Here is a 25,581-nt window from a genome sequence, read left to right on the forward strand (position 1 = left end):
TACGTCTCCCTCTGGACCGTTGTCCCGCGCTGTTCGCGTGATAACCCCTCCCCCCTCCCCCCCCCCCCCCCCCTTTTTCCCCCCCCCCCCCCCCCCCCCCCCCCCCCCCCCCTCTCCTTTCCCCCCCCCCCCCCCCCCCACGACGAGGAGCGGCGCTGGCTCACCTTCCGGCGGGGCGACGTACGGGTGGCCGTGAACCTCTCCCCGGAGCCGGTGACGATCGCGCTGGGCCGCAACGGGGTGCGGGTGCTGGCGGCCTGGGAGCCCCTCGAAGAGCCGGGCCCCGACGGCCGGATCCACGTCCCCGGCGAATCGGCGGTCGTGCTGGGTCCGTGAGGGCACGGTCGCCGCGGCCCGCCCCCGGCCGGGCTACTCGACGACGGCCAGCTCGCGCGGGGCGTTGTTGAGCCGTCGCCCGCCCTCCTCGGTGACGGTCACGATGTCCTCGATGCGCACGCCGAACCGGCCGGGCAGGTAGACGCCCGGCTCCACGGAGAAGCACATCCCGGGGACCAGGGGCTGTTCCTCGCCCTCGACCATGTACGGCGGCTCGTGGGTGGTGACGCCGATGCCGTGGCCGGTGCGGTGGATGAAGCGGTCCCCGTACCCGAACTCGGTGATCACCGCTCGGGCCGCCCGGTCCACCTCCTGGCACGAGACCCCGGGGCGGACCGCCGCCACGCCGGCCTGCTGGGCCTCGCGCACGATGTCGTGGACGCGCTGCTCCTCGGCCGTGGGCTCGCCCACGTGCACGGTGCGGGAGATGTCGGAGCCGTAGCCGAACCGCAGCCCGCCGAAGTCGAGGACCACCATGTCGCCGCGGCGGATGACGCGGTCGCCGGCCTCGTGATGCGGGTTGGCCCCGTTGGGGCCGGAGCCGACGACGGTGAAGTCGACCTGGGAGTGGCCGTGGGCGCGCAGCAGGGCGGCCAGGTCGGCGGCGACGTCCGTCTCCCGGCGGTCGGCGAAGGGCAGGTGGAGGATCTGCGCGTAGGCGGCGTCGGCGGCGGCCCCCGCCGCGGCGAGGCGCTCCAGTTCCCGTTCGTCCTTCACGGCGCGCAGCATGGGCAGGCAGTCGGTGAGCGGCGCGTGGGAGGTCTGTGGCAACTCCCTCTGGAGGCCGAGGAGATGGAGGGCCCAGGTGTTGTCGCTCACCCCGAACCGGCCGGCCGGATCCAGCAGCGGGGCGGTCACGGAGTACGGGTTCGTCCCGTCGGTCCAGTCCCGCAGGGTCAGCGCGGCGGCGCCCGCGGCCTTGGCCGCGTCGGGGGCCTCCAGTGCGGGGACGACGAGCACCGGTTCCTGTCCGGCGGCCAGCACGAGCACGGTCAGCCGCTCGGTCTCGGCGGTGGGCCGGTATCCGGTGAGGTGTGTGAGGTCGGGCCCGGGGGCGATCAGCAGACCGGCCAGTCCGGCGTCGGCGGCGGTCCGCGCGGCGGCGGCCATCCGGGCGGCGTAGTCGTCGGCCGTGAAGGGTGCCGGGTCCTTGAATGCGGCGTCACGTGTCATACGGGTGATCCTGCCGTGAGCCGGGCGGCGAGGGCGGCGGCCGCGCCGGTCGGGGTGCCGGGCGTGAGGAGTTCCGTACGGTGCACCAGGCGCGGGGTGGACAGCGGTACGGCGACCCCCGCGCCGGCGGCCTCGGCGACGCTGCGCGGAAGCAGCGCGAGGCCGTGCCCGGCCGCGGCGAGGGCGCAGAGGGCGTGCAGGTCGGTGCCGTCGTAGCGGACGGAGGCCCGGGCGGCGGTGAGCGGCAGCCCCACGCCGGGCGCGTCGAGCCAGCGCGCGTCGGCGAGGTCGTCCAGCCGGACGGCTGCCCGCCCGGCGAAGGGGTGCCCGGCGGGCAGCAGCACGGCCAGCTCCTCCTCGGCCACGCCGGTCACGGTGAGGGGGGCCACGTCGGGCAGCCGCAGCGGGTCACTGGGCGCGGCCGGGCCGTCGACGAGGCCGAGGTCGCAGCCCCCGGTGGCGACGGCCGCGGGCACCTCGGCCGGGGGCAGCACCCGCAGGGTGACCCCGGTGGCGGGCAGGGCCGCGAGCAGCCGGGGGCCGACGGCGAGCGGGGAGGCGGCGAGGGTGACCCGGCCGGGCGGGGCGGCGGTCAGCCGGAGCACGTCGGCGCGGGCGGCGTCGAGCCGCAGGAGCAGGGGCCCGGCGTGCTCCAGCAGCCGCGTTCCGGCCGCGGTCGGTGCGACGGGCCGGCGGGTGAGCAGCTCGGCCCGCAGGTCCCCTTCGAGCGCGGCGATGTGCTGGGAGACGGCGGACTGGGTGTAACCGAGCTCTCGGGCGGCGGCGGAGAAGGAGGCGAGCCGGGCCACGGCGACGAAGGTGCGGAGCAGGTGCGGGTCCATGGTCATCAGGATCACTGATGGCGGGTGCAGGAACAATCGTTGGCGCTGAACGGGGAGTCGGCCGCAGGATGATCGACATGACCACGGCACAGACCACACGGACCGCACGGACCCCGCAGATGACGCAGACCCCGCAGACCCCGCAGACCCCCCAGCCCGCACCTGCGGCGCGGATCGCGCTCGTCGGCGACCGCTCCCCGCACGTGAAGTCCCACACCCGGATCCCGCTCCTCCTGGACGCCCTGGCCTCCCGCGACGGGCTCGTCCTCGACGCCTACTGGATCCCCACCGGCGACGCCGGGGCCGAGGCGGCCGCCGGGACACTGGCCCGCTTCGACGCCGTGTGGGTGCTGCCCGGGAGCCCGTACGCGAGCGAGGCCGGGGCGCTGGCCGCGATCCGGGTGGCCCGCGAGGAGGGCATCCCCTTCCTCGGGACCTGCGGCGGCTTCCAGCACACCCTGCTGGAGTACGCCCGGACGGTCTGCGGGCTGACCTCGGTGGCGCACGCCGAGAACGACCCGGGGGCGGCGGACCCGCTGATCGCGCCGCTCGCCTGTTCGCTCGTCGGGCACGAGGGCCTCGTACGGGCCGAGCCCGGCTCGCTCGCGGAGGCCGCGCTCGGAGCGGAACGGTCGATGGAGCGCTACCACTGCAACTACGGACCCGCGCCCCGGCACCTGCCGACGCTCACCGCCCACGGGCTGCGGCTGTCGGGGCACGACCAGGAGGGCCAGGCCCGCATCGCCGAGCTGCCCGGGCACCCGTTCTTCCTGGCCACGCTGTTCCAGCCGGAGCTGCACGGGGACGGCTCGCGGCCGCACCCGATCGTCCGGGCCCTGGCCGCGGCGGCCGTCGCGCACGCCGCCGGCCGCCGGGACGGTGTCACGGCCCGGCTCGCCGCGACACCGGCCACCAGCCGCTCGGCCGGATAACGCGTCGCGGGACCACCCCGCAGATCGGCTATGCTGTGCATGCACATCGAACGGGTGGTCCGCCGCCCTTCGTGGTGGGTGTAGCTCAGTTGGTAGAGCACCTGGTTGTGGTCCAGGTGGCCGCGGGTTCAAGTCCCGTCACTCACCCTGATCCCCCGGGGTACGAGGTCTCCTCGTACCCCGGGGGTTTTTTGCGTTCGGGGTCCGGCGGTGCGGCTGCGGCTAGGGGGTGTTGCGCAGGTAGGCCTCGACCTCGGTGACGAAGGCCACGGGGGTCTCGTGCGGCGGGTAGTGCCCGGCGCCGGGGAGGGTGCGGATGCGGCAGTTCGGGTACCAGACCTGCCAGGTGGCGCGCATCACGTCGACGGTGAGCGCGAGGTCGTACTCGCCGACCAGGACGAGTACCGGCACCGTGTTGCCCTTGACGGCGTCGGACAGGTCCAGTGACTGCCAGCTCGCGAGGTAGTCGGCGAAGGCCTCCGGGCGGGAGACCTCCAGGGAGTGGGCGACCATCCGGTCGATCCAGCGCCGGCTCGCCCGGTTGCCGGTGACGAGGTCGAGGATGGCGCGCCGGTTCTCGGGGCTCTCCGCGGCGCCGAAGAAGAGGGTGCGGGTGGCGTCGTCCATCGCGTACGGCGCGGCCGGGACCGGATTGATCCCGACGAGCTTCTCGATCCGCTCGGGGGCGCGCACGAGCACCTGCTGGGCCGCCTTGCCGCCCATGGAGTGGCCGAGCAGGGAGAAGGTGTCCCAGCCGAGCTGGTCGGCGAGTTCGAGGACGTCGTCGGCGATCTCGTCGAGCGTGTGACGGCCCGTCACGTCCCGGCGGTCGCCGTAGCCGCGGTAGTCGAGGAAGGCGTACGAGAACCCCTCGGGGTCCAGGTGGTCCAGCACCGAGCCCCAGTTGGCCGAGGTGCCGAACCAGTCGTGCAGCACGATGACGCGAACGGGTCCGGTACCGATCCTGCGGTGGGCGATGGCCATGCGTTCTCCCTCGGTGACGGGGGCGACGAAAACGGACCCGTACGTTCTGCCCATCGGGTCCACGATCACACCGTCGAGCCGACACGCGACCCGCTGCTCCGGTGCGCCCGCGGCCCCGCGGCCCCGCCGCCCCGAGGACCCGCCGGTCCTGGAACGGCGGCTGCCGCGCCCACCGGAGGACCGCGTCAGACGGTCTTGATCGCCGGGTCGGAGACGCCCGGGGCGCCCGTCTCCACGTGGCCGGCGAAGCGGCGCAGGAAGGTGGCGTCGGCGTCGGAGACGACGCTCACGTCGTACCAGCGGCCCGTGGCGCCGAGGTCCACCGTGTGGGCGACGGTGCCGCCGGCCGGAACCCTGATGACCTGCGGGGCGCCTCCGTAGGCGTTGGTCACCGTCAGGTTGACGGCCGCCGTACCGGAGTGGGTGAGGGTCAGGGCCAGGTTGCCGGTGCCGGCGACGTGGCGGGCCGTGGCCTCGGGGCCGGCCTTCTTGGCCGGGCCCTTCCAGGTGCGCAGGAAGCCGTTGGGGCCCCAGACCGTCAGGTTGACCTGGTTGCCGGTGGAGCTGCTGGTGGACCAGGTGTCCGAGAGGGTCTTGCCCGCCTCGACCGTGTAGGGCCAGGGGCCGTCGGTCCGGTTGCCCGAGGTGCTGTGGAAGTGGGCGCCGAGGGTGGGGCCGGAGGAGAACGTGAGGGTGAACTTGCCCGTGGAGACGGTCCGGGCGCCGTCCACGTACGGGCTGTAGCCCAGCGCGCGGGTCGGCTTGGAGCCGGCCTCCTGCCGGGGCAGGGTGCCCGTGGCCGGCGGGGTCGGGTGGTAGGACGGGTGGCGGTTCCTGTCCGGCGGGACGTACCCGGCCGTGGAGGGCAGGGCGGCGGGCGCGGCGTCGGCGCGGGTGAAGTCGAAGGCCGAGGTCAGGTCCCCGCAGACGGCGCGGCGCCACGGGGAGATGTTGGGCTCCTGCACGCCGAAGCGCTTCTCCATGAAGCGGATCACCGAGGTGTGGTCGAAGGTCTCGGAGCAGACGTAGCCGCCCTTGCTCCACGGGGAGACCACGATCATCGGCACGCGCGGGCCGAGGCCGTACGGTCCGGCCGCGTAGCCGCCGCCACCGGCGTACAGGTCCTTGGACACGTCGGCGGTGGACAGGCCCCAGGCCGAGGAGGCGGGCGGGTACGGCGGGACGACGTGGTCGAAGAAGCCGTCGTTCTCGTCGTAGGTGATGAAGAGGGCGGTCTTCGCCCACACCGCCGGGTTCGCCGTCAGCGCGTCCAGGACCTGCGAGATGTACCAGGCACCGAAGTTCGTCGGCCAGTTGGCGTGCTCGCTGAAGGCCTCGGGGGCGGCGATCCAGGAGACGGAGGGCAGCGTGCCGTTCACCACGTCCGCGCGCAGCCGGTCGAAGTAGCCGTCGCCCGCCTTGACGTTCGTGCCGGTGCGCGCCTTCTCGTACAGGGCGCTGCCGGGCTGGGCGTTTCGGTAGGTGTTGAAGTACAGCAGCGAGTTGTCGCCGTAGTTGCCGCGGAAGGCGTCGTTGATCCAGCCCCAGGAGCCGGCCGCGTTCAGGCCGTCGCCGATGTCCTGGTAGACCTTCCAGGAGACCCCTGCGGACTCCAGGCGCTCGGGGTACGTCTTCCAGCCGTACCCGGCCTCCTGGTTCCCGAGGACGGGGCCGCCACCCACGCCGTCGTTGCCCGTGTGGCCCGTCCACATGTAGTAGCGGTTCGGGTCCGTGGCGCCGATGAAGGAGCAGTGGTAGGCGTCGCACACGGTGAAGGCGTCGGCGAGGGCGTAGTGGAACGGGATGTCGTTCCGGGTCATGTACGACATGGTGGTGGCCGTCTTGGCCGGGATCCACTTGTCGTACTTGCCGTTGTTGTACGCCTGGTGGCCGCCGGCCCAGTCGTGGTTCAGCCCCTCCAGGAACTGCATCCCGAGGTCCGCGACCTGCGGGTTGAAGGGCAGGACGTCCTTGGTCCCGTCGGACTGGAAGAAGACGGACTTGCCGTTGTCCTGGAGGACGGGGCGCGGGTCGCCGAAGCCCCGGACGCCCTTCATCGCGCCGAAGTAGTGGTCGAAGGACCGGTTCTCCTGCATCAGGACGACGACGTGCTCGATGTCCTGGATCGTGCCGGTGGTGCCCTGCGCCGGGATGGCGGCGGCCCGCGCGATGCTGTCGTTCAGCATCGTGAGGGCAGCGGTGCCGCCGGCTATCTGCAGGAACCTGCGACGGTTGAGTTCTGCCATGGCGTGACGACCTCTGCGGGTGAGGGGGGAGTCGAGGGGCGCCCCAAGGACAGCGGCCCCGGGGTACCGGCCGGGGATCCCCTCGTGACGCGGTGCCGTACACCTGGAGAACGGACGGCGTTGCTCCGCCCGCCGCGGCCGCGCTGGTGGGAGGGTAGGGGAACTCCCCGCAACACAACACCCCCTCGCAGCGCTCCCGTCAGCCGCCGACGGCCGCCGGTTCCCGTGCCGTGTCGATGAGCCGGTCGAGCAGCGCGAGCAGGGAGGCGCGGACGTCCCCGCGAGAGCGGGCGTCGAGCATGAGGACGGGCGTCCGCGGATCGCGCAGGTGCAGGGCCGCCGCTATCTCCTGTGCGGTGTACGGCTGTTCGCCGTGGAAGCAGTTCGCGCCGACCACGAAGGGCAGTCCGCGGCTCTCGAAGAAGTCGACGGCCGGGAAGCTGCGGTCGAGGCGCCGCGTGTCGACCAGCACGATCGCCCCGAGGGCCCCGTTCAGCAGGTCGTCCCACATGAACCAGAAGCGTTCCTGGCCGGGCGTGCCGAAGAGGTACAGGACGACCCCGGCATCGGTGAGGGTGATCCGGCCGAAGTCCATGGCCACCGTGGTGAGCGTCTTGGACTCGATGCCGTCGAGGTCGTCGACCCCGACGCCCGCGGCCGTCAGCCGCTCCTCCGTCCGCAGCGGCTCGATCTCGGAGATCGTCTCCACCAGGGTCGTCTTGCCGACCCCGAACCCGCCGGCGATGAGGATCTTGACCGGGTCGGGTTCCCCGGAGGCGGGCATGTCATATCCGGGCAAGGTTGTCCCTGATTCTCATGAGCAGGTTGACGTCGGTGGTGTCGGTGGCCGCCAGCGGCGGCCGGTGGTCGATCAGCCCGCGGTCGGCGAGTTCCCCGAGGAGCACCGTCATCGGGGTGAGACGGATGTGCATCCGCGCCGCGATCTCGGCGACCGCCCGCCCGCCCGGCGGCGCGCACATGGCGAGGATCTCCTGCCATTCGGTGGGGAGCCCGCCGAGCGCGTCGCCGGCGACCGCCGCCGTGATGGTGGTGTCCATGGTGAGGACGGTCTGCGAAGCGGCCGTACGTCCGTCGGTCAGGGCGTACAGCCGCGTACGGCGGCGACTCGCGGGCTGCGGCTCGTCCTGCGGCATTACGAGGACGGCACCTGACCGCGGTCGGGGGTGCCCAGCCACTCGCCGAGCGCCTGGGCCGTGCGTACGGCCTCGCCGCCCAGCTCGCCGAGGCGGGCCTTGCGGGAGGTGACCACGATCAGCGTGCTGCCCTCCCCGCACCCGACGATGCAGAGGTACCGGTCGTCCATCTCGACGAGCTGGCGGATGACGCCGCCGCCGTCGATCTCCCGCGATATCGCCTTCATCGTGGAGGCGATGCCAGAGGCCGCGGCCGCCATGCGCTCGGCCTGGGGCTGGTCCAGCAGGTAGGCGCTGAGCCGGATGCCGTCGTTGGACAGGAGCACGGCGCCCTGGATGCCCGCGATCCTGCTCAGGTTGTTGTCCAGGACGCTGTAGATCGCGTCGTTGGATGCGGTGGTGTTCGAGGAGATGGTCATGACTGATCCCGTCGGAGCTCTTCTTCCACTGTCTGGGTCCCCTGTTCGTAGTCCGCCCAGGCGTCGGCCACCTCTTCGGGTGTCTCGGTGTCCGGCCGCACGGGTGTTTGCGGCGCGCGGGGCGCGCGCAGCTGGTCTGCGATGTGGGTCTGCGGGACGCGCTCGGGGAGGGCCGGCCGCGCCGGGGCGTCCGCCGGAGCCGGCCGGACGGCGAGGGCGGCCGCGGGGGCGGGCGCGGACGTCGTCGTACGGCGGCTGGGCAGGCCGGCGCCCGTGAGCAGGACCGGCTCGGGCTCGGCCACCGGCTCGGGCTCGGCCGCGGCCGCGGCCTCCGGCTCGGGAGCGGCCAGGGTCCGGGGGGCGGGTTCGGGCCGGGCGGGCTCGCGCGGGGGCTCCGCCCCGCTCGCCAGCAGCAGTTCCCCGGGGAGGATCACCACGGCGCAGGTCCCCCCGTACACCGAGCGGCGCAGGGTGACGGTCGCCCCGAGCTGGTCGGCGAGGTGGCCGACGACGAAGAGGCCGAGCCGGTGCGCGTTCTGTGCCAGGACGGAGTACGGCGGGGCCTGGTGCAGGCGCCCGTTCATCTCCTCGTAGCGCTCGGGACTCACCCGCGGTCCGCGGTCCTCGATCTCCACCGACAGTCCGTCCGCGACCAGTTCGGCACGGATGACCACCTTCGCCTTCGGCGGGGAGAACCGGGTGGCGTTGTCCAGCAGCTCGGCCAGCAGGTGGCTGATCCGGCTGATCGCGCTCGGTTCCACGCTGGTCTCGTCCAGGGCCTGCCGCTCGATGCGCCGGAAGTCCTCGACCTCCGCGGCGGCTTCGCGCAGCAGGTCGGCGACGCGCATGGGCTCGGTGTGCGGGTCGGGGACCTCGCCGCCCGCCAGGATGAGGAGGTTCTCGATCTGCCGCCGCATGCCGACCGTCAGCTGGTCGGACCGCATCAACTGGGCGAGCAGCGCCTCGTCGTGGCCGAAGGTGTCCTGAAGCTCCTCGGTGAGGCTCAGCTGGCGGCTGACGAGGTTCCCGGTGCGCGAGGCGATGCCGGAGGCGAACAGGCCGAACCCGTGGCGTTCGGCGGCGAGCTGCCGGTGTCCGTCGACCGACACGGCGACGGCCCGGGCGAACGCGTCGCTGATGCGCCCGACCTCGTCCCGGTCGCCGGTCACGGCCGGCAGGGCCGCGGCGTCCACCTTCTGTCCGCGCTGGAGCCGGGCCACGACGTCGGGAAGGGTCTCCTCGGCCACGGTCACGGTGCGTACGTGCAGCTCGTGCAGCCGGCGGAGCACCGAGCGGGTGGTGAACACGACCACGATCACGACGGCCAACAGGCCGCCGCCGCTTCCCCCGATCAGCCAGGCGACCTCGGTCTGCAGTTCCGCGGCCTTGGCTTCGCCGCGGGCGAGCACCGAGCGCGCCAGGTCGATGTTGAGCGTGGTCATCTGCACGGAGAAGTTGGCGTGCGCGGAGGACCAGCCGGCGACCTCGGCGGGCACTTTGATGCCCGACACGGTGTCCTTGTGACCGGAGAGGACGGCGTTCTCGATGCGCGTCTTCGTCTGCCAGTCCGCGGAGCCGACGACCCGCTCGTAGAACCGCTCGTCCCCTTCGGCGAGGTGCGGCACGATCAGCGCCTCGTGCAGGTACCGCTGGGCGCCCAGGGAACTGACGAACTGGTCGTAGCCGACGAAGCTCAGCTCCCCGGAGGGGCCGGCCAGGGCCAGGACGGTGTCCTCGCGCGCCACCATCTCGGTGGCCTGGAGCATCGCGACCACGGGCCGGCTCGCCTGGGCGAGTTCGGCGTCCTCCGCGTGGCTGAACTCCTGCTGGTACACCTGGATGACCTTGCCGATCACCTCGGAGTAGTAGGCGAGCGTGCTGTCGGCGGCGCCGCTGCGGGTGTCCGCGCGCTGGCGGTACGCGGCCAGTTTGTCGAGCTGCCTGGTCACTTCGGTGAAGGACCTCGACGGATCGTCCGCCAGCCGCCGGAACTCGGTGCCGGCCAGGTCCGTTGCCGCGCGACGGGCGCGCAGTTCGCCCTCGGCCCCGTCGGTGCCCGCCCACTGGGCGGCGGTCGCCGTCCGCTCCGCCTGCATGTCGACCATGAGCGTGTACAGCGGTGCGCCGATCCGCTCGGCGGCCTCCACGTCGGCCCGCAGTTGTTCCGACTGGGCCAGCAACCGCTGTGCGCTCACGGTGACCTGAGTGCCCATCGCCAGGGTGGGGACGACCGCCAGCCAGATGAGCAGGGTGCGCAGGCGCACGTTGCGCCACCGACGCGTCGTCGACTGCCCTGGTGCGCCTTCGGGTTCTATGGGAGACATCGGTCCTCGGGAGCGGGGGCGGCAGGGGGATGTCGGGGGTTGCCGAGCAGCCGGACGGCACGGTCCTGGGGAGGGGACGGCCACAACCGGTTCGGCTGCGGCGGGATGTGAGGGTGCCGATCATAACCAGACACATGGAGAAAACGGATAGGTGTCTTCACTGCCCAACCGTGCTATCACCTTTGGATCACCGCAGGCCAGAGACCGGATCGGAATCGAACTGCGATGTCCTCGACATCAAGGGGGACCCGTTCCGGCCAGCCGCGCGAACGGCCGCCCGCCGCGGGCGGACCGGCAAGCGGAACGCGCGCGGGCCCCCACCGGCCCGTTCGGGGTCGGTGGGGGCCCGGCGGGGTCCCGCGGTGTCAGCCCTCGTCGGTGGCGGGGGTCAGGCGCAGGGAGATGCTGTTGATGCAGTACCGCTGGTCGGTGGGCGTCGGGTAGCCCTCGCCCTCGAAGACGTGGCCCAGGTGGGAGCCGCACTTCGCGCAGCGGACCTCGGTACGGACCATGCCGTGCGAGGTGTCGGCGATCAGCTCGACCGCGTCGGTGTCCTTCGGGTCGAAGAAGGACGGCCAGCCGCAGTGCGACTCGAACTTCTCCGAGGAGCGGAACAGCTCGGCTCCGCAGCCGCGGCAGGAGTAGACGCCCTCCGTCTTGGTGTCGGTGTACTCACCGCGGAAGGCCGGCTCGGTGCCCGCGAGGCGCAGCACCTGGTACTCGGACGGGGTCAGCTCCGCCTGCCACTGCTCGTCCGTCTTCTCTACCTCGTAGGACATGACTCTCCCGCTCCCTCGTACCTTCAGCTCGACAGCCGGGCGAGGATGGCCGGACCGAGGTCCGTGACGTCTCCCGCGCCCATGGTGAGAACGAGATCGCCGGGCTTGGCCATTCCCGCGATGACGTCGGCGACGGCCGTCTTGTCGTGCTCGGCGGAGACGTCGGCGCCCGCGGACCGGGCGGCCGCGATGATCAGCTCGCTGGTGATGCCGGGGATCGGGTCCTCGCGGGCCGGGTAGATGTCCAGGACCACGGAGGCGTCGGCCAGGGCCAGCGCCCCGCCCATCTCCTTGCCCAGCTCCTGGGTGCGGGAGAAGAGGTGCGGCTGGAAGACGACCAGGATCCGGGAGTCTCCGGCGGCTCCGCGGATGGCCTCGAGGTCGGCGGTCATCTCGGTGGGGTGGTGCGCGTAGGAGTCGATGACCTGGACTCCGGCGGCCTCGCCCTTGAGCTGGAGGCGGCGCTTGACGCCGGTGTACTTGCCGAGGGCGGAGGCCAGGTTGTGCGCCGGGATGCCGAGGGCGACGCCGGCGGCGAGGGCCGCGACGGCGTTGTGCGCGTAGTGGCGGCCGGGCACGGAGACGGTGAAGGTGAGCATCCGGCCGTCCAGGACCACGGTGACCTCGCTGGTCAGGCCACGCGGGGTGATCTTGGTGATCCGGACGTCGGCGTCCTCCTCCTCGCCGTACGTGACGACGGTGAGGCCGTCCCGGCCCGCGACGCGGCGGGCGATCTCGGCGGCGCCCTCCTGGCCGTGGGCGACGACCAGGGTGCCGCCGGGCACGACCTTGCCGACGAAGGTCTCGAAGGACTCGTAGATCTCCTCGATCGACGCGTAGTTCGCGTGGTGGTCGAGTTCCGCGTTGAGGATGATCGCGACCTGCGGGCTGTACTTGTGGAAGGTGCGGTCGCTTTCGTCCGCCTCGGCCACGAAGATGTCGCCCTCGCCGTGGTGGGCGTTGGAGCCGGGGGCGTCCAGGTCGCCGCCGATGGCGTAGGAGGGGTCCAGGCCCAGGGCCGAGAGGGACACCGCCAGCATCGAGGTGGTGGTGGTCTTCCCGTGGGTGCCGGCGACGGCGATCGGGCGCAGCCCGTCCATCAGGGCGGCGAGGGCGTCGGAGCGGTGCACGACGGGGATGCCGAGCTCGGCGGCGCGGGCCAGCTCGGGGTTGTCGGCGCGGATGGCGCTGGAGACGACCACGCAGGTGGAGTCGGCGGCGAGGTGGCCGGCCGCGTGCCCGATGTGGACGGTGGCGCCGTGGGCGCGCAGGGCCTGGGCGGTCTCGGAGTCGCGGGAGTCGCTGCCGGCGACCTGCGCTCCGCGCTGGGCCAGGATCTTCGCGATGCCGGACATCCCGGCGCCGCCGATGCCGATGAAGTGGGGCCGTTCCATGGCGGTCGGCAGGCCGGGCTTCATTCAGGTCGCTCCAGGATCGAGGGGTGGTGCTGTCGAGCTCTGACGGGCCAAGCCTATTCGTTGTGGGCGAAGAGCTTGAGCACCGGAACGCCGACCTTGTGGCGGGCGCGGGAGGCCCAGTCCCGGTGGAAGAACTCCTCCACGAAGTGCGGGGCGGTCAGGACGATCACCTCGTCGGCGCCGGTCTCGTCCACGACGGCCTTCAGCTTGTCGAGCGGGTGGTCCCCGATGAGCTGCCCGGTGGCGTTGGCGCCCTTCTGCCGCAAGGCGTTCAGGGAGTGCGCGAGGGCGTGCGCCGCCGGGCCGCGGGCGGCCTCGCCCTCGGGTTCGTCGCCCTCGCGGATGGCCTCGGGGAGCTCACCGAGCGCGACGTCGTCGATGGCGCGCAGCAGTCGGTCCTGGTCGCCCCGGGGGCGCATGAGGACGACGAAGGAGACCGGGTCGTCCCCGTGCAGGGTGGTGACGAAGTCCACGTCCACCGTGGTCAGCGGCTGCTCGATCATCAATACGCTCGTGAACACGGACGCCCTCTCCTTCATGGGCCGGGGCCGGCTGGCCGGCCCCTGCGGAAACCATCCTGCCCCGCTGTCGCACGGGGCCTTGCGCAGACATGTCTGCCCAGTTATGTGCCCAGCGGAAGCAAAGCGGAACGCCAAATTCCGCCCCTTGTCAGATCCGACGGTAGCTCGTGAAGAGGAACCCGGCCTCTTCCAGTACGGAGGCGGGCGCGAGCCGGTGCGGAACCGTGACGGAGGGTCCTCCGGCGATCCGCTGGGCGTCCCCGGCCGCGAGCATCGGCGAGATCGTCAGGCACAGCTCGTCCAGGGCGTCGGCGGCCACGAACTGGCCCAGCAGCCGGGGCCCGCCCTCGGTCAGCTGGCGGCGCAGCCCCCGCTCGGCCAGCTCCCGTACCGCGCGGGCCGGGTCCACGGCCGCGCCGTCGCCCGCCACCACGACCTCGGCCCCGGCCCTGACCGCCTCGGCCACCCGGTCGGCGGGCGCGCCGGCGCCGGTGACCACCAGGGTCGGCACCAGCGGGGAGGTGAACAGGGGGAGCGAGAAGTCCAGGTCCATGCGCGCGGTGACCACGGCGATGGCGGGGGCCGGGCCCTGTCCGGCGGCCGCCCGGCGGGCGGCGAAGGCCTCCCGGGCCCGGGCCGGGCGGTAGCCCTCCTGGCGAACCGTTTCCGCCCCGACGACGACCACATCGGCCAGCGCCCGCAGGGTGCCGAAGATCCTCATGTCGGTCTCGCCGGAGATCGGCTGCGAGCGGCCGTCGTGCTGGGCCGCGCCGTCCAGGGTGGAGACCATGTTCGCCCGCAGCCAGTGCCCGTCCGCCGCCAGGACGGGGTACGCGTAGGCGTCCGCGAGCTCGTCGAGCGACCACTCCCGGTCGGCCCGGTCCCCGGGCGGGGCTGGTGTCTGATCGGTCACAGGGAACAGGCGTCGCATCCGGGCAGTGTGCCACGCCCCGTAGAGTTAAGGGCTGTGTCGACATCACTCTCCACCTCCGGTTACCCCTCCGGCCGGCCTCCGATAGCCGACGCGGGACCCCAGGCCCTGTGCGCGCGCGAGCCGCGGGTGCCCGCCGAACGGCTGGTGGCCGAGATGGTGCCGCCGCCGCGCTTCGACTCGGTCCGCTTCGACACGTACGACCCGGACCCGACCCAGCCGAGCCAGTCCGAGGCCGTCACCGTGCTGAGCGGCTTCGCCGCCGGTCTGGGCGGCGCGCACGCGAGCGGCGCCGGCCGCAAGCGCTGGTTCTCCAAGAAGCCCGCGGCCCCCTCCGGCCCCCGCGGCGTCTACCTCGACGGCGGGTACGGCGTCGGCAAGACCCACCTGCTCGCCTCCCTGTGGCACGCCACCCCGGCCGAGCCCGCGCTCAAGGCCTTCGGCACCTTCGTGGAGCTGACCAACCTGGTCGGCGCGCTCGGCTTCCAGCAGACCGTGCAGACCCTGGGCGGGCACCGGCTGCTGTGCATCGACGAGTTCGAGCTGGACGACCCGGGCGACACCGTGCTGGTGTCCTCGCTGCTCAGCCGCCTCGTCGAACAGGGCGTGGCGCTGGCCGCCACCTCCAACACGCTGCCCGGCAAGCTCGGCGAGGGGCGCTTCGCCGCCGCCGACTTCCTGCGCGAGATCCAGGGGCTGTCGGCGCACTTCCGGCCGCTGCGGATCGACGGCCAGGACTACCGCCACCGCGGCCTGCCGGAGGCTCCCGCCCCGTTCTCCGACGAGCAGGTCGCCAAGGCCGCGTACGCGACCGACGGCGCGAGCCTGGACGACTTCCCCGGCCTGCTGGAGCACCTGGCCCGGGTGCACCCCAGCCGCTACGGCGCGCTGACCGACGGGATCACGGCCGTCTGCCTGACCGACGTGGGCCCGGTGCCCGACCAGTCGACGGCGCTGCGGCTGGTGGTACTGGCCGACCGGCTGTACGACCGCGAGATCCCGGTCCTGGCCTCCGGGGTGCCCTTCGACCGGCTCTTCGGCGACGACATGCTGAACGGCGGCTATCGGAAGAAGTACTTCCGCGCCATATCGCGGCTCACCGCGCTGGCACGCGACGCGAAACCCCTGGTGTCCCAGTAGGTTTGGGGACGCCGGGCCCTTCCGGGCGCCCGGCCGTTTCCCACATCTTCGAAGGGATCACCATGGCCACCACGCGTACCGCGCACACCGTCTGGGAAGGCAACCTGCTCAAGGGCGCCGGCACGGTCAGCCTCGACTCCTCGGGCCGCGGCTCGTTCGAGGTGTCCTGGCCCTCGCGCGCCGAGGCCGCGAACGGCAAGACCAGCCCGGAAGAGCTGATCGCCGCCGCGCACTCCAGCTGCTACTCGATGGCCCTCTCGCACGGCCTCGACGGCGCCGGCACCCCGCCCACCCGCCTGGAGACCAAGGCCGACGTGACCTTCCAGCCGGGCGAGGGCATCACGGGCATCCACCTGACGGTGCGCGCCGAGGTCCCCGGCCTGGACGAGGCGGGCTTCGCCTCCGCGGCCGAGGACGCCAAGAAGAACTGCCCGGTCAGCCAGGCCCTGACCGGTACGACGATCACCCTGAGCGCCGAGCTCGTCTGATCCCGCCCGCTCCGCCGGGGGTGCGGGCCGCACGGCGCGGCCCGCGCCCCCGTCAGGCGTTCGCCAGCTGGGGGATCAGCCGCATCGCGTTGCCGTGGTAGATGCCCTGCAGCTGCTCGGGGGTGAAGGACGGGTCCGCCTCGAGAGCGGGCAGCGCCAGGTCCGTGACCGTGTCGGCGGGCGCGGCGGGCCAGTCCGTGCCGAAGAGGACGTGATCGGCCGGGACGTGCTCCAGCAGGGTCGCCGCGGGCGCCATGGGGCCCGCCGTGTCGTAGTAGAAGCGGCTCAGGTGGTCGCGGACGGCGGCGGGTTCCACGCGCGGTTCGCAGAACCGGCCGAGGGCCTGCAGGCGCGTGGCGATGTACGGGAGGAAGCCGCCGGCGTGCGGCAGGACCACGGAGATGTCCGGGAAGCGGTCCAGCGTGCGGTTGCTGATCATGTTCACGGCGGCCCGGGTGGTGTCCAGCAGGAAGTCGCACACGAAGTTCGGGATGCCCGGGACGCTCGACGCGCCGGGCGGGCAGCCGGGCAGGTTGTGCGGGTGGGTGTCCACCACCGCGGAGAACTCGTTCAGCTCGTGGAACAGCCTGTCGTACGAGGGATCCCCGAGGTAGACGCCCCCGTGGTTGGCCGTCACGTTGACCCCGACGGCGCCGAGCTGCCCGAGGCCGCGGCGCACGGCCCACGACGAGGCCTCCGGGTCGTCCAGGAACAGGGGCACGTAGTACGAGAACCTGCCCGGATGCGAGGTCGCCACCTCGATCATCGACTGCAGCGTGATGGTGACGGCCTCGCGCAGCTGCGCCGAGGAGCGGTAGCGCGCCGGCAGCATCGGCTTGAGGACGGCGGTCGTGATGCCCGCCCCGTCCATGAACCGGAGCGCGTCCGCGATGCCGAGGCGCGTCCACGGCGGCAGCTGTTCCTGCGTGATCAGCCCGTGGTGCACGGCCCACTCGCGCCATTGCGGCGCGCAGTAGTGGTGATGCATGTCGATCTTCGAATGGTTTGCGCGCGCCGCGTCCGGGCCCGGTGCGGAGGGGCTCCGCCCGACGCGGATGACCTCGCTGGTGCCCACCGCGGCGATGCGCAGTTCGTCCGCCGGCGTGCCCAGGAGGCGCAGCGCGGGGGTACTCACGGAATCCGTCATGCCGGTCCACCGCCCATCGGGTCTGGGTTACTTTCCGGAGGCCACGGAGGCCATGGTCGGCTCGCCGGGATCTGCGTCCGGGCGCGCGGGTTCCAGGACGATCCGGAGGTGTTCGAGCCCTCGGAACGCCGCCACCGGGCCCTTGAGCCACGCCCCCCGGGTCTCCGCCGCGTCGGCGAGCTCCATGTCCGGGAACTCCCGCAGGAGGCAGGCGAACGCGATCTCGAGTTCGAGCCGCGCCAGCGGGGCCCCCAGGCAGTAGTGGGTGCCGTGTCCGAAGGCCAGGTGCGTCCCCTGGAGTCCTTCGCGCGTCACGTCCAGCTCGTCCGGCGAGTCGAACTTCTCGGGGTCCCGGTTGGCCGAGGAGAGCGCGATCTGCACCAGCGAGCCCTCGGGGATCAGCGTGTCCCGGATCCGGGCGTCCTGCGCCGCGTACCGGAAGGTCGACGTCTCCACCGAACCCTCGAAGCGCAGCATCTCCTCGACCGCCCGCGGGATCAGCCGCGGGTCCTCGCGGAGCCTGGCCGCCTGGTCGGGGTGGAGCAGCAGGTTGAGGACGGAGTTCCCGATCTGGTACGCGGTGGTCTTGTGTCCGGCGAAGAAGAGCACCCACAGCGACGCGACCAGTTCGGGGTCCTCCAGCTGCTCCTCCGCCTGGACGAGGTCGCTGAGGAAGGAGTCCGACGGGTGCGCGCGGGTGTCCGCGATGAGCCGCTCCAGCCGGTGCTGCAGCCGCTCCTCGGCCGCCTTCAGCTCCGCCTTCCGGCTGGGGTCGAACCGGGAGCGCGTCACCACGGCGAACTGCTCCAGGATCTCCGGGCGGTCCTCCTGCGGGATGCCCATCAGTTCGCACAGGACCGCGATGGGCAGCGGGAACGCGAACGCGGCCATCAGGTCGACCGTGCCGGCCCTCCGGCACTCGCCGAGGATGTCCTCGGCGATCTCGGTGATCCGCGGGCGCATCTCCTCCACCCGCCGGGGGGTGAAGGCGCTGCGCAGGATGCGGCGCAGCCGCGTGTGCCGCGGCGGGTCCGAGAAGAGCACGTTGTCGTCGAGCGCGTCGAAGAAGCTGCCGTACACGGCGTGGTAGGTGTCGATGGCGCCGCGCATGTTCTTGCTGAAGCGGGGGTCCGACAGCGCGTCACGGGCGTCGTCGTGGCGCGTGATGAGGTACGTGTCGACGCCGTGCGGCGGGGTCAGCCGGCACACCGGGGCCTGTTCGCGCAGGGCGGCGTACATCGGGTGGGGGCACTGCCGGTACTCCGGCGCGCCCCTGGACACGGCCGAGACGATGTCCCGCAGCCCTCCGCCGCCGTTCGGTGCCGCATCCTGCTGCGCCATGTTCCGCACCCTCCGTCGCACTCGTGCTCGTCTTCCGCGGACACACCGGTTCCCCGTGCGGGTGCGTCGCGAAACGGCGCCGTTCCCGTTCGGGTGAGGCCGGCGGGGCCGGGTACGGGGTCGTCCGCGTGCGGGGTCCGGCAGGCTCTCAGCCGATCGGCGGTCGGCCGTCCGGGGCCGCGTGTGTGGCGGGCGGGGCGGCCCGGGGAAGGGGTAGTGGGTCTCTTGCCAGCCCCTCGCAAGGAGCCCGCGCATGGCCCGCAGTCTCACCCTGGCCCTCACCGCAGCCGCCTCGCTCGCCCTGGCGGCCGTCGCCGCTCCCTCGGCCGCTTCCGGCGCCGCGCCCCGTCCCGGCGCCGGCGCCGACGGTGGCGCCGGCCGGGCCGCGGCCGACCGGGCCCTCGTGTACAAGGCGACCGCCAGGTACCAGGTGCACGCCAACGCGGTGGCCGCCGGCTACAAGCCGGACAAGTACTGCGTCGTCGACAAGGCGGGGGGAACGGGCGCGCTCGGCTACCCGCACTTCAACCACGCGTACGACAACTCCCTCGACCCCGCGAAGCCCGCCGCGCTGTACTACGAGGACGACGGGCGCGGCGGCAAGCGCCTCGTCGGCGTCCAGTGGCTGGTCTACGACCGCGACCAGAAGCTGACCACGGACGACGACCGCCCCACGCTGTTCGGCGTCCCCTTCAAGGGCCCGCGGCCCGGCAACTTCCCGGGCCAGCCGGTCCACTACGCCCTGCAGCTGTGGCTGTGGAAGGACAATCCCGGCGGGCTGTTCCAGACCTTCAACCCGGCGGTGACCTGCCTTCCGGGCACCGTCCGCCCCTGACCCGCACCTGACCCGCCCCTGACGCCGCCCCTGACGCCGTCCCGGGTGCCGTCCCGGGTGCCCTTCCCGCACACCGCCGCCGAACACCGCCCGGAGCCGCCGATGTCCGTCACCCGACGCAGCCTGCTCGCCGCCGGCGCGATCGCCTTCAGCGGGACGCTCGGCGCGCTGTTCGCCGGCGGCTCCCCCGCCGCCCTGGCCGCCCGCGCCGGGCGCGGGTACGGTCCGTTGCTCCCCGACCCGCGCGGGCTGCTCGACCTGCCCGAGGGGTTCGGCTACCGGGTGCTCTCGCGGGCGGGCGGTCCGCTGCGCTCCGGCGAGGGCACCGTCCCGGCCAACTGCGACGGCATGGCCGCCTTCGACGCCGGCCGCGGCCGCGTGCGGCTGGTCCGCAACCACGAGAACCGCACCACCGCCGCCCTGCGCGTCCCCGCGGTCCCGGGGCTGACGTACGACCCCGAGGCGCTGGGCGGCTGCACGGCCCTGGAACTGGACGCTGCCGGGGCGGTCACCGGCGAGCGGGTCGCCCTCGCCGGCACCGCCGTCAACTGCGCGGGCGGCCGCACCCCCTGGAACACCTGGCTGAGCTGCGAGGAGACCGAGGACCGCGCGGGCACCTCCGGCTACGCCCGCGACCACGGCTACGTCTTCGAGGTGGACCCCGCCGACCCGCACCGCTCGGGCGCGGTCCCGCTCACCGCGATGGGCCGCTTCGCGCACGAGGCCGTCGCCGTGGACCCGTACCGCGGGGTCGTCTACGAGACCGAGGACGCCTTCGTCAAGCCGTTCGGGCTGTTCTACCGCTTCCTGCCGGCGCGGCCGCTCGGCGGGCTCGGCTCGCTGCGGGCCGGAGGCGACCTGGAGGCCCTGCGCGTACCGGGGATCGCGGACCTCGCGGTGGTGGACGAGCCCGGGGCGGAGTTCCCGGTGGAGTGGGTGCCCGTACCGGACCCCTCGGCCGCTTCGACCCCGATCCGGCTGCAGGACTTCGGGCCGGGCGGGATCACCCACGCGCAGAAGCTGGAGGGCTGCTACTGGGGCGGCGACGGCGTCCACTTCGTGTCCAGCTTCGCCCGCACGGACGAGGGCGCGTCCGCCGACCACCACGGGCAGGTGTGGTTCTACGATCCGCGCCGGGCCCGGTTGCGGCTGGACGTGCTCTTCGGCCCGGCCGCCGAGATCGCGCTGCCCGGGGACTCCCCCGACAACATCTGCCTGGCGCCGGACGGCGGCCTGATGGTGTGCGAGGACGGCGGCGGCGCCCAGTACGTGTTCGGCGTGACGGCGGGCGGCGAGGTCTATCCGGTGGCCCGCAACGCCCAGGACATCGGGCAGCCGGGGGCCCCGGAGTGGGGGGAGTTCGCGGGGGTCACCTTCTCGCCCGACGGGCGGACGATGTACGTCAACGCGTACACCCCGGGCACCACCTTCGCGGTGACGGGTCCCTGGCGCTGACCCCGGATTCGTATGACGACATGACCACCTGACCGCATCCCCGTACGACCGCCTGTCGCGCAGCTCTCTTGTCGGATAGTCATATAGTTTGCGTACGTGACCATTTCCGTACGAAAAGTAGCCGCCACGGCTGCCACGGCGGTGCTGGGCGCCGCCCTCGCGGGCTGCGGGGGCGGCGCCGCTCCGGACACCGGCCGCGAAGCCCGCCTGGGCACTCCCGCCGCCTCGGCCTCCGGCGCGCCCGCCGCGTCCGCCCCGAACAGCGCGCCCCCCGGCCCGCAGGCCGGCGCTCCGCAGGCCGGCGCTCCCGCCAAGGCCCCGACCCTGGCCCCCGGCCCGAACGGCCTGACCCCGGTCTTCGAGCGGGCGGCGCAGCGGACGGACAAGACCGTGGCACTGACCTTCGACGCCGACATGACCTCCGACCAGGGGCCGCGCGCCGCGGACGGGGAGCACTTCGACAACCCGCAGCTGATCGCGACGCTGCGCACGCTCAAGGTGCCCTCGACGATCTTCATGACGGGCCGCTGGGCCGAGGAGTACCCGGACCAGGCGAAGTCCATCGGCACCGACCCGAACTTCGAGATCGCCAACCACTCGTACAGCCACCACGCCTTCAAGTCCCCCTGCTACGGGCTGCCGGCGCTCGACGCCGCCGCCGCCCGCGCCGACGTGGACCGGGCGTTCGCCGCCTTCCGGCAGGCGGGGGCCGTCAACACCGTCCCGTACTTCCGCTTTCCCGGCGGGTGCTACGACGACCAGGCGCTGCGGGCCCTGTCCACGGCCAAGGTCACGGCCGTCCAGTGGGACGTGGTCAGCGGGGACGCCTTCGCGAAGGACCCCGAAGCGGTGGCCGAACAGGTGCTCACCGGGGTGAGGCCGGGCTCCGTGGTGGTCATGCACTGCACGCGCAGCGCCGCCCCGGTCACCGAGGAGGCCATCCGGAAGATCGTCCCGGAGTTGCGCAAGCGCGGCTACCGCTTCGTGAAGGTCTCCGAGCTCATCGGGAAGTGACCGGGGGCCGCGAGGTGACGGGGCCGGTCAGCCGGAGCAGGCGGTGCGCTGCGCGTCCTGCCACTCGCACACCGGGCAGAGCACCACGCCCGGCGCCGCGACCCCGTACTCGGTGGGCTTGCCGCATTCCAGGCAGTCCGCGTACGGCGGCCCGTCCACCCGCTCGGCCGGGGCGGCGGGGGCGGGGCAGTACGACGGCGTCCCGTTCGGCTGGTCCATGCGGACGAGCCTACCGGCGGCGGCCCGGAACCCGGCGCGGGACAGCCTTCGAACAACTGCTGCCGGAGCACTGGTAGGAAACTTTCCTTCCTGTTAAGGTCCCGGGCGGCGGCTCGGCGCGGTGCCCACCCCCACGGGCATGACGCGCTCAGCGAGAGCTCTGACCCGGCCGCCGCGGTGCCGCCCCCTGCCCGCCCGCGGGCAGGGGACCGGGCCGCCCGCGCCAGTGCCCAGCTCTCGCCGCCCCTCGAAGCAGGGAGTTCCAGGTATGCGCCCGAACACCTCCGACCGGCCGCCACTGTTAAGCGGAAGACTCCGCGCCCTCCTCCTCTCCGGCGTCACCGCACTCGCGCTCGTCTGCGGGCTGCTCCTGGCCTGGCCCGACCGCGCCGGGGCCGCCGCCGACCCCCTCATATCCCGCGGGAAGCCCGCCACCGCGTCCTCCACCGAGACCTCGTCGCTGGGCGCGAAGAACGCCTTCGACGGTGACCCCGCCACCCGCTGGGCCAGCGCCGAGGGGAAGGACCCGCAGTGGATCCGGGTCGACCTCGGCCCCGGGGCCACCGTTTCGCGGGTACGGCTCACCTGGGAGGCCGCCTACGCCAAGGCGTACCGCGTCGAGGTCTCCGCCGACGGCGCAGCCTGGACCACGCTCGCCACCGAGGCCGCCGGCAACGGCGGCGTCGACGACTGGACCGGCCTGTCCGGAAAGGGCCGGTACCTGCGCGTCCAGGGCACCGCGCGCGGCACCTCGTACGGCTACTCGCTCTTCGAGGCCGAGGTGTACGGCACCGTCGAGGGCGGACCGCCGCCGGGCGGCGCCTTCACGGTCGTCGCCGCCGGTGACATCGCAGCGCAGTGCACGTCCTCCGACAGCGGCTGCGCACACCCCCGGACCGCCGCGCTCGCCCGGCAGATCGACCCGAGGTTCTATCTGACGATGGGCGACAACCAGTACGACGACGCCCGGCTCTCCGACTTCCGCGCCTACTACGACAAGAGCTGGGGCGCCTTCAAAGCCAAGACCCGCCCCGTGCCGGGCAACCACGAGACCTACGACCCGGCCGGCCCGCTCGCCGGGTACAAGTCGTACTTCGGGAGCATCGCCTTCCCGCAGGGCAAGAGCTGGTACAGCTACGACGAGGGCAACTGGCACTTCATCGCCCTCGACTCCAACTCCTTCGACCAGGCCGCCCAGATCGACTGGCTCAAGGCCGATCTCGCCGCCAACGCCAAGCGGTGCGTCGCCGCCTACTGGCACCACCCGCTGTTCTCCTCCGGCGGGCACGGCAACGACCCGGTCTCCAAGCCCGTCTGGAAGATCCTCTACGCCGCGAAGGCAGACCTCGTCCTGAACGGCCACGACCACCACTACGAGCGGTTCGCCCCGCAGGACCCCGAGGGCCGGGCGACCGCCGACGGGATCGTGGAGATCGTCGGCGGGATGGGCGGCGCCGAGCCCTACCCGATCGAGGAGATCCAGCCCAACAGCCAGAAGCGGATCAGCGGACCGTACGGCGTGGTGAAGCTCGACTTCACCGACTCCGGCTACGGGTGGACCTACGTCGCCACCGACGGCCAGGTCAAGGACACCGGCCCGAAGTACAGCTGCCACTGATGTACCTGGCCGCCAACGGCCGCCCGGACGCGCCGCCCCGCCCCCAGGGGGCCCGGCGGCGCGTCCCCGCCGCCGTCCTCGCGCTCGGCGCGGTCAGCCTCGTCACCGACGTCTCCTCGGAGATGGTCACGGCGGTGCTGCCGCTCTACCTCGTCCTGGACCTGGGCCTGACTCCCCTCCAGTTCGGCTTCCTGGACGGGATGTTCAACGGGGCCACCGCCCTCGTGCGGCTGCTCGGCGGGCGGCTCGCCGACCGCGGCGGCCGTCACAAACGGGTCGCCGGCGTCGGCTACCTGCTCTCCGCGCTGTCCCGGCTCGGGCTGCTCCTCGCCGGGGGCGCCACCGCCGGGATCGCGGCCGCGCTCGCCGCCGACCGCCTCGGCAAGGGCATCCGCACCGCCCCGCGCGACGCCCTGATCTCGCTCAGCGGGCCCCCGGAGACGCTCGGCCGGTCCTTCGGCGTGCACCGTGCCATGGACACCACCGGCGCCCTCCTCGGTCCGCTCGCCGCGTTCGCCGTGCTGTGGGCGACCGCCGACGCCTACGACGCGGTGTTCGCCGTCAGCTTCTGCACCGGCCTGCTCGGAGTGCTCCTGCTCGTCCTGTACGTCCCGGCCGCGCCCCCCGCCCCGCCGGCGCCCGCGCGCCCGGCCAGGACCGCGGCCCTGCGCGACCCCGCCTTCCGCCGCGTCCTGTACGCCGCCGCCCTGCTCGGCGCCGCCACCATCGGCGACGCCTTCCTCTACCTGCTGCTCCTGCGCGCTCTCGACCTGCCGCCCACCCTGTTCGCGCTGCTGCCGCTCGGCGCGGCCGCCGTCTACCTCCTGCTCGCCGTCCCCGCGGGCCGGTTCGCCGACCGGTCCGGACGACGGCCGGCCTTCCTGCTCGGGCACGGCGCCCTGCTCTGCGCGTACGCCGTGCTGCTGGCGCCCGTCTCCTGGCCGAGCGTCGCCGCCGTCCTGACCCTGCTGGGGATCTTCTACGCCGGCACGGACGGCGTCCTCATGGCACTGGCCGCGCCGGCGCTGCCCGCGCAGGGGCGGGCGGGCGGCCTCGCGCTGCTGCAGACCGGCCAGGCGCTGGCCCGGCTGCTCGGCGCCGCCGGGTTCGGGGCGGCCTGGACCCTCTGGGGACAGCGCCCCGCCCTGTGGGCGGCCGTCCTCGCGCTGGCCGGGGCGCTCGTGGCCGCCTCGCGCATCCTGCCCGCCGCTCCCCCGACCGCCCCGGAGGCACGATGAACCCCCCGTCCCGACGGCTGCGCCTGGCCTTCGTCATCGCCGCGGTCCTGTTGCTGGCCGGCGGCTCGCTGGGCTACGTCCTGCACGCACGGCACCGGGAACGGCCGCCGGGGCAGCAGGCCGACGCCTCCTTCACCCTCGCGGAACCCGGCCTCTACTTCCGGGACCCGGCCGGCGGACGGGTCGCGCGCCAGAGCGGCCCGGGCCTGCCGCGGGTGACGGGCGGCCCCTCCTGCGACCGCTTCCACGCCGCCGGCGAGCACGCCCTGTGCCTGCGCAGGCTGCCGGGCGTCCCGCCCCGCACCGATGTCCTCGTGCTCGACCGGCGGCTGCGCGAGATCCGCCGGGTGACCGTGCCCGGCATCCCCAACCGGGCCCGCGTCTCCGCCTCGGGACAGCTCCTGTCCTGGACGACCTTCACCACCGGCGACTCCTACGCCGCCACCGCGTTCTCCACCCGGACGGCGATCCTGGACCTGCGCACCGGCTATCTGATCAAGTCGATCGAGCAGATCCCGCTGACCCTCGGCGGGGCCCGCCACCACGACTCCGACGTCAACTACTGGGGTGTCAGCTTCGCCGCCGACGACAACCGCTTCTACGCCACCGTCTCCACCCGGGGCGCCACCCACCTGGTCGAGGGAGACCTGCGCGCCTGGTCGGCGAAGGCACTGCGGGAGAACGCCGAATGCCCCTCGCTGTCCCCGGACGGCACGCGCGTCGCCTTCAAGAAGAAGGTCTCCGACGATCCCCGGACGCCCTGGCGGCTGTACGTCCTCGACCTCGCGACGCTGCGCGAGCACCCCCTGGCCGAGCCCCGCAGCGTCGACGACCAGGCCGTCTGGCTGGACGACTCGACGCTCGCGTACGCCCTGCCGGGACAGGACGGCCGCGCGAGCGACATCTGGTCGGCCCGGGCGGACGGCACGGGCGAGCCCCACCTCCTCGTCCCGGGCGGCTCGTCACCCGCCGGCATGCGCTGAGGGGTGTCGCGCCGCCAGGCGGCACGACACCCCTCAGAGTCCCT

Annotated in this window: 24 protein-coding genes, 1 tRNA gene and 1 pseudogene; 11 read left to right on the top strand and 15 right to left on the bottom strand. The window is 73.3% G+C overall.

The genetic code is table 11. The annotated features are described in order from the left end of the window. Positions 1–141 precede the first annotated feature (141 nt). Positions 142–336: pseudogene (locus ACZ6JT_RS28120) on the top strand (DUF3459 domain-containing protein); the annotation flags it as partial. A gap of 33 nt (positions 337–369) precedes the next feature. Here the strand turns inward: ACZ6JT_RS28120 and ACZ6JT_RS28125 are convergent. Both ACZ6JT_RS28125 and ACZ6JT_RS28130 read right to left on the bottom strand, forming a co-directional pair. Beyond that, positions 370–1,509 carry a M24 family metallopeptidase gene (locus tag ACZ6JT_RS28125; RefSeq protein WP_469213945.1) on the bottom strand — a complete coding sequence of 380 codons (1,140 nt, stop codon included), beginning with the start codon at positions 1,507–1,509 and terminating at the stop codon, positions 370–372. Next, complete coding sequence (locus ACZ6JT_RS28130; RefSeq protein ID WP_469214421.1) at positions 1,506–2,351, bottom strand: LysR family transcriptional regulator; 846 nt, start codon at positions 2,349–2,351, stop codon at positions 1,506–1,508. Before ACZ6JT_RS28130 ends, ACZ6JT_RS28125 begins: the two co-directional genes overlap by 4 nt. 119 nt (positions 2,352–2,470) lie before the next feature. Here ACZ6JT_RS28130 and ACZ6JT_RS28135 point away from each other — a divergent pair, with 119 nt between their 5' ends. Together ACZ6JT_RS28135 and ACZ6JT_RS28140 are read left to right on the top strand one after the other, a co-directional pair. Further along, positions 2,471–3,283, top strand: a complete 813-nt coding sequence (locus ACZ6JT_RS28135; RefSeq protein WP_469214423.1) for a CTP synthase C-terminal region-related (seleno)protein — start codon at positions 2,471–2,473, stop codon at positions 3,281–3,283. A gap of 74 nt (positions 3,284–3,357) precedes the next feature. Beyond that, a tRNA-His gene (locus ACZ6JT_RS28140) sits at positions 3,358–3,430 on the top strand. A 75-nt stretch (positions 3,431–3,505) separates the two neighbouring features. Here ACZ6JT_RS28140 and ACZ6JT_RS28145 read toward each other — a convergent pair. The 10 genes from ACZ6JT_RS28145 to ACZ6JT_RS28190 form a co-directional block, all read right to left on the bottom strand. Further along, positions 3,506–4,267: an alpha/beta fold hydrolase gene (locus tag ACZ6JT_RS28145; RefSeq protein ID WP_469213947.1), complete on the bottom strand. Its 762-nt coding sequence runs from the start codon at positions 4,265–4,267 to the stop codon at positions 3,506–3,508. A 185-nt stretch (positions 4,268–4,452) separates the two neighbouring features. Continuing rightward, positions 4,453–6,513: a phosphocholine-specific phospholipase C gene (locus tag ACZ6JT_RS28150; protein ID WP_469213948.1), complete on the bottom strand. Its 2,061-nt coding sequence runs from the start codon at positions 6,511–6,513 to the stop codon at positions 4,453–4,455. 199 nt (positions 6,514–6,712) lie between these two features. Next, positions 6,713–7,297: a GTP-binding protein gene (locus ACZ6JT_RS28155; protein ID WP_469213950.1), complete on the bottom strand. Its 585-nt coding sequence runs from the start codon at positions 7,295–7,297 to the stop codon at positions 6,713–6,715. A gap of 1 nt (position 7,298) precedes the next feature. Beyond that, the gene (locus ACZ6JT_RS28160; RefSeq protein WP_469213952.1) at positions 7,299–7,667 is read right to left on the bottom strand and encodes a DUF742 domain-containing protein; all 369 of its coding nucleotides are present in this window, start codon (positions 7,665–7,667) and stop codon (positions 7,299–7,301) included. After that, a complete protein-coding gene (locus ACZ6JT_RS28165) occupies positions 7,667–8,086 on the bottom strand; it encodes a roadblock/LC7 domain-containing protein (RefSeq protein WP_030713599.1) in 420 nt (139 codons plus the stop codon). The genes ACZ6JT_RS28160 and ACZ6JT_RS28165 overlap by 1 nt, the downstream gene beginning before the upstream one ends. Further along, positions 8,083–10,410 (bottom strand): sensor histidine kinase, encoded by a 2,328-nt coding sequence (locus ACZ6JT_RS28170; protein WP_469213954.1) that lies wholly within the window; start codon positions 10,408–10,410, stop codon positions 8,083–8,085. The genes ACZ6JT_RS28165 and ACZ6JT_RS28170 overlap by 4 nt, the downstream gene beginning before the upstream one ends. 365 nt (positions 10,411–10,775) lie before the next feature. Further along, positions 10,776–11,189 carry a peptide-methionine (R)-S-oxide reductase MsrB gene (gene msrB, locus ACZ6JT_RS28175; RefSeq protein WP_469213956.1) on the bottom strand — a complete coding sequence of 138 codons (414 nt, stop codon included), beginning with the start codon at positions 11,187–11,189 and terminating at the stop codon, positions 10,776–10,778. A 23-nt stretch (positions 11,190–11,212) separates the two neighbouring features. Continuing rightward, complete coding sequence (gene murC, locus ACZ6JT_RS28180) at positions 11,213–12,607, bottom strand: UDP-N-acetylmuramate--L-alanine ligase (protein WP_469213957.1); 1,395 nt, start codon at positions 12,605–12,607, stop codon at positions 11,213–11,215. Between the two features lie 53 nt (positions 12,608–12,660). After that, positions 12,661–13,128: an indole-3-glycerol phosphate synthase gene (locus ACZ6JT_RS28185; RefSeq protein ID WP_469213959.1), complete on the bottom strand. Its 468-nt coding sequence runs from the start codon at positions 13,126–13,128 to the stop codon at positions 12,661–12,663. A 148-nt stretch (positions 13,129–13,276) separates the two neighbouring features. Beyond that, positions 13,277–14,059: a pyrimidine reductase family protein gene (locus ACZ6JT_RS28190; protein WP_469213961.1), complete on the bottom strand. Its 783-nt coding sequence runs from the start codon at positions 14,057–14,059 to the stop codon at positions 13,277–13,279. Positions 14,060–14,143: 84 nt separating this feature from the next. On the opposite strand from ACZ6JT_RS28190, the gene zapE reads away from it, so the two are divergent. Further along, the gene (gene zapE, locus ACZ6JT_RS28195) at positions 14,144–15,199 is read left to right on the top strand and encodes a cell division protein ZapE (RefSeq protein ID WP_469214425.1); all 1,056 of its coding nucleotides are present in this window, start codon (positions 14,144–14,146) and stop codon (positions 15,197–15,199) included. A gap of 62 nt (positions 15,200–15,261) precedes the next feature. Beyond that, the gene (locus ACZ6JT_RS28200) at positions 15,262–15,687 is read left to right on the top strand and encodes an OsmC family protein (protein ID WP_469213963.1); all 426 of its coding nucleotides are present in this window, start codon (positions 15,262–15,264) and stop codon (positions 15,685–15,687) included. A gap of 52 nt (positions 15,688–15,739) precedes the next feature. Here the strand turns inward: ACZ6JT_RS28200 and ACZ6JT_RS28205 are convergent, their stop codons facing one another. Together ACZ6JT_RS28205 and ACZ6JT_RS28210 are read right to left on the bottom strand one after the other, a co-directional pair. Next, positions 15,740–16,834, bottom strand: a complete 1,095-nt coding sequence (locus ACZ6JT_RS28205) for an amidohydrolase family protein (RefSeq protein WP_469213965.1) — start codon at positions 16,832–16,834, stop codon at positions 15,740–15,742. A 27-nt stretch (positions 16,835–16,861) separates the two neighbouring features. After that, on the bottom strand, positions 16,862–18,175 hold the full coding sequence (locus tag ACZ6JT_RS28210) for a cytochrome P450 family protein (protein ID WP_469213967.1): 1,314 nt from the start codon (positions 18,173–18,175) through the stop codon (positions 16,862–16,864). Positions 18,176–18,428: 253 nt separating this feature from the next. On the opposite strand from ACZ6JT_RS28210, the gene ACZ6JT_RS28215 reads away from it, so the two are divergent. The 3 genes from ACZ6JT_RS28215 to ACZ6JT_RS28225 all read left to right on the top strand — a co-directional run bounded on the left by ACZ6JT_RS28215 (position 18,429) and on the right by ACZ6JT_RS28225 (position 21,479). Further along, on the top strand, positions 18,429–19,010 hold the full coding sequence (locus tag ACZ6JT_RS28215; protein ID WP_469213969.1) for a hypothetical protein: 582 nt from the start codon (positions 18,429–18,431) through the stop codon (positions 19,008–19,010). A gap of 102 nt (positions 19,011–19,112) precedes the next feature. Further along, entirely contained in the window at positions 19,113–20,465 is a 1,353-nt protein-coding gene (locus ACZ6JT_RS28220) for an alkaline phosphatase PhoX (RefSeq protein ID WP_469213970.1), read from the top strand. Positions 20,466–20,561: 96 nt separating this feature from the next. Beyond that, positions 20,562–21,479: a polysaccharide deacetylase family protein gene (locus tag ACZ6JT_RS28225; RefSeq protein ID WP_469213971.1), complete on the top strand. Its 918-nt coding sequence runs from the start codon at positions 20,562–20,564 to the stop codon at positions 21,477–21,479. Positions 21,480–21,506: 27 nt separating this feature from the next. Here ACZ6JT_RS28225 and ACZ6JT_RS28230 read toward each other — a convergent pair whose 3' ends face one another. Beyond that, positions 21,507–21,698, bottom strand: coding sequence for a hypothetical protein (locus ACZ6JT_RS28230; RefSeq protein ID WP_469213972.1), 192 nt, complete (start codon positions 21,696–21,698; stop codon positions 21,507–21,509). 268 nt (positions 21,699–21,966) lie between these two features. On the opposite strand from ACZ6JT_RS28230, the gene ACZ6JT_RS28235 reads away from it, so the two are divergent. The 3 genes from ACZ6JT_RS28235 to ACZ6JT_RS28245 are packed head-to-tail and all read left to right on the top strand — an operon-like array spanning position 21,967 to position 25,537. After that, entirely contained in the window at positions 21,967–23,316 is a 1,350-nt protein-coding gene (locus tag ACZ6JT_RS28235) for a discoidin domain-containing protein (protein ID WP_469213974.1), read from the top strand. After that, entirely contained in the window at positions 23,316–24,554 is a 1,239-nt protein-coding gene (locus tag ACZ6JT_RS28240; RefSeq protein WP_469213976.1) for an MFS transporter, read from the top strand. Before ACZ6JT_RS28235 ends, ACZ6JT_RS28240 begins: the two co-directional genes overlap by 1 nt. Further along, positions 24,551–25,537 carry a hypothetical protein gene (locus ACZ6JT_RS28245; RefSeq protein WP_469213981.1) on the top strand — a complete coding sequence of 329 codons (987 nt, stop codon included), beginning with the start codon at positions 24,551–24,553 and terminating at the stop codon, positions 25,535–25,537. The genes ACZ6JT_RS28240 and ACZ6JT_RS28245 overlap by 4 nt, the downstream gene beginning before the upstream one ends. Positions 25,538–25,581: the final 44 nt, after the last annotated feature.

The sequence above is a fragment of the Streptomyces sp. NPDC046308 genome (assembly GCF_055588065.1).

Excerpts from the sequence above, each read along its gene's own strand:
- ACZ6JT_RS28125 (WP_469213945.1), bottom strand. The coding sequence starts at position 1,509 with ATGACACGTGACGCCGCATTCAAGGACCCGGCACCCTTCACGGCCGAC.
- ACZ6JT_RS28130 (WP_469214421.1), bottom strand. The coding sequence starts at position 2,351 with ATGGACCCGCACCTGCTCCGCACCTTCGTCGCCGTGGCCCGGCTCGCC.
- ACZ6JT_RS28135 (WP_469214423.1), top strand. The coding sequence starts at position 2,471 with ATGACGCAGACCCCGCAGACCCCGCAGACCCCCCAGCCCGCACCTGCG.
- ACZ6JT_RS28145 (WP_469213947.1), bottom strand. The coding sequence starts at position 4,267 with ATGGCCATCGCCCACCGCAGGATCGGTACCGGACCCGTTCGCGTCATC.
- ACZ6JT_RS28150 (WP_469213948.1), bottom strand. The coding sequence starts at position 6,513 with ATGGCAGAACTCAACCGTCGCAGGTTCCTGCAGATAGCCGGCGGCACC.
- ACZ6JT_RS28155 (WP_469213950.1), bottom strand. The coding sequence starts at position 7,297 with ATGCCCGCCTCCGGGGAACCCGACCCGGTCAAGATCCTCATCGCCGGC.
- ACZ6JT_RS28160 (WP_469213952.1), bottom strand. The coding sequence starts at position 7,667 with ATGCCGCAGGACGAGCCGCAGCCCGCGAGTCGCCGCCGTACGCGGCTG.
- ACZ6JT_RS28165 (WP_030713599.1), bottom strand. The coding sequence starts at position 8,086 with ATGACCATCTCCTCGAACACCACCGCATCCAACGACGCGATCTACAGC.
- ACZ6JT_RS28170 (WP_469213954.1), bottom strand. The coding sequence starts at position 10,410 with ATGTCTCCCATAGAACCCGAAGGCGCACCAGGGCAGTCGACGACGCGT.
- msrB (WP_469213956.1), bottom strand. The coding sequence starts at position 11,189 with ATGTCCTACGAGGTAGAGAAGACGGACGAGCAGTGGCAGGCGGAGCTG.
- murC (WP_469213957.1), bottom strand. The coding sequence starts at position 12,607 with ATGAAGCCCGGCCTGCCGACCGCCATGGAACGGCCCCACTTCATCGGC.
- ACZ6JT_RS28190 (WP_469213961.1), bottom strand. The coding sequence starts at position 14,059 with ATGCGACGCCTGTTCCCTGTGACCGATCAGACACCAGCCCCGCCCGGG.
- ACZ6JT_RS28200 (WP_469213963.1), top strand. The coding sequence starts at position 15,262 with ATGGCCACCACGCGTACCGCGCACACCGTCTGGGAAGGCAACCTGCTC.
- ACZ6JT_RS28205 (WP_469213965.1), bottom strand. The coding sequence starts at position 16,834 with ATGACGGATTCCGTGAGTACCCCCGCGCTGCGCCTCCTGGGCACGCCG.
- ACZ6JT_RS28210 (WP_469213967.1), bottom strand. The coding sequence starts at position 18,175 with ATGGCGCAGCAGGATGCGGCACCGAACGGCGGCGGAGGGCTGCGGGAC.
- ACZ6JT_RS28215 (WP_469213969.1), top strand. The coding sequence starts at position 18,429 with ATGGCCCGCAGTCTCACCCTGGCCCTCACCGCAGCCGCCTCGCTCGCC.
- ACZ6JT_RS28220 (WP_469213970.1), top strand. The coding sequence starts at position 19,113 with ATGTCCGTCACCCGACGCAGCCTGCTCGCCGCCGGCGCGATCGCCTTC.
- ACZ6JT_RS28230 (WP_469213972.1), bottom strand. The coding sequence starts at position 21,698 with ATGGACCAGCCGAACGGGACGCCGTCGTACTGCCCCGCCCCCGCCGCC.
- ACZ6JT_RS28235 (WP_469213974.1), top strand. The coding sequence starts at position 21,967 with ATGCGCCCGAACACCTCCGACCGGCCGCCACTGTTAAGCGGAAGACTC.
- ACZ6JT_RS28240 (WP_469213976.1), top strand. The coding sequence starts at position 23,316 with ATGTACCTGGCCGCCAACGGCCGCCCGGACGCGCCGCCCCGCCCCCAG.
- ACZ6JT_RS28245 (WP_469213981.1), top strand. The coding sequence starts at position 24,551 with ATGAACCCCCCGTCCCGACGGCTGCGCCTGGCCTTCGTCATCGCCGCG.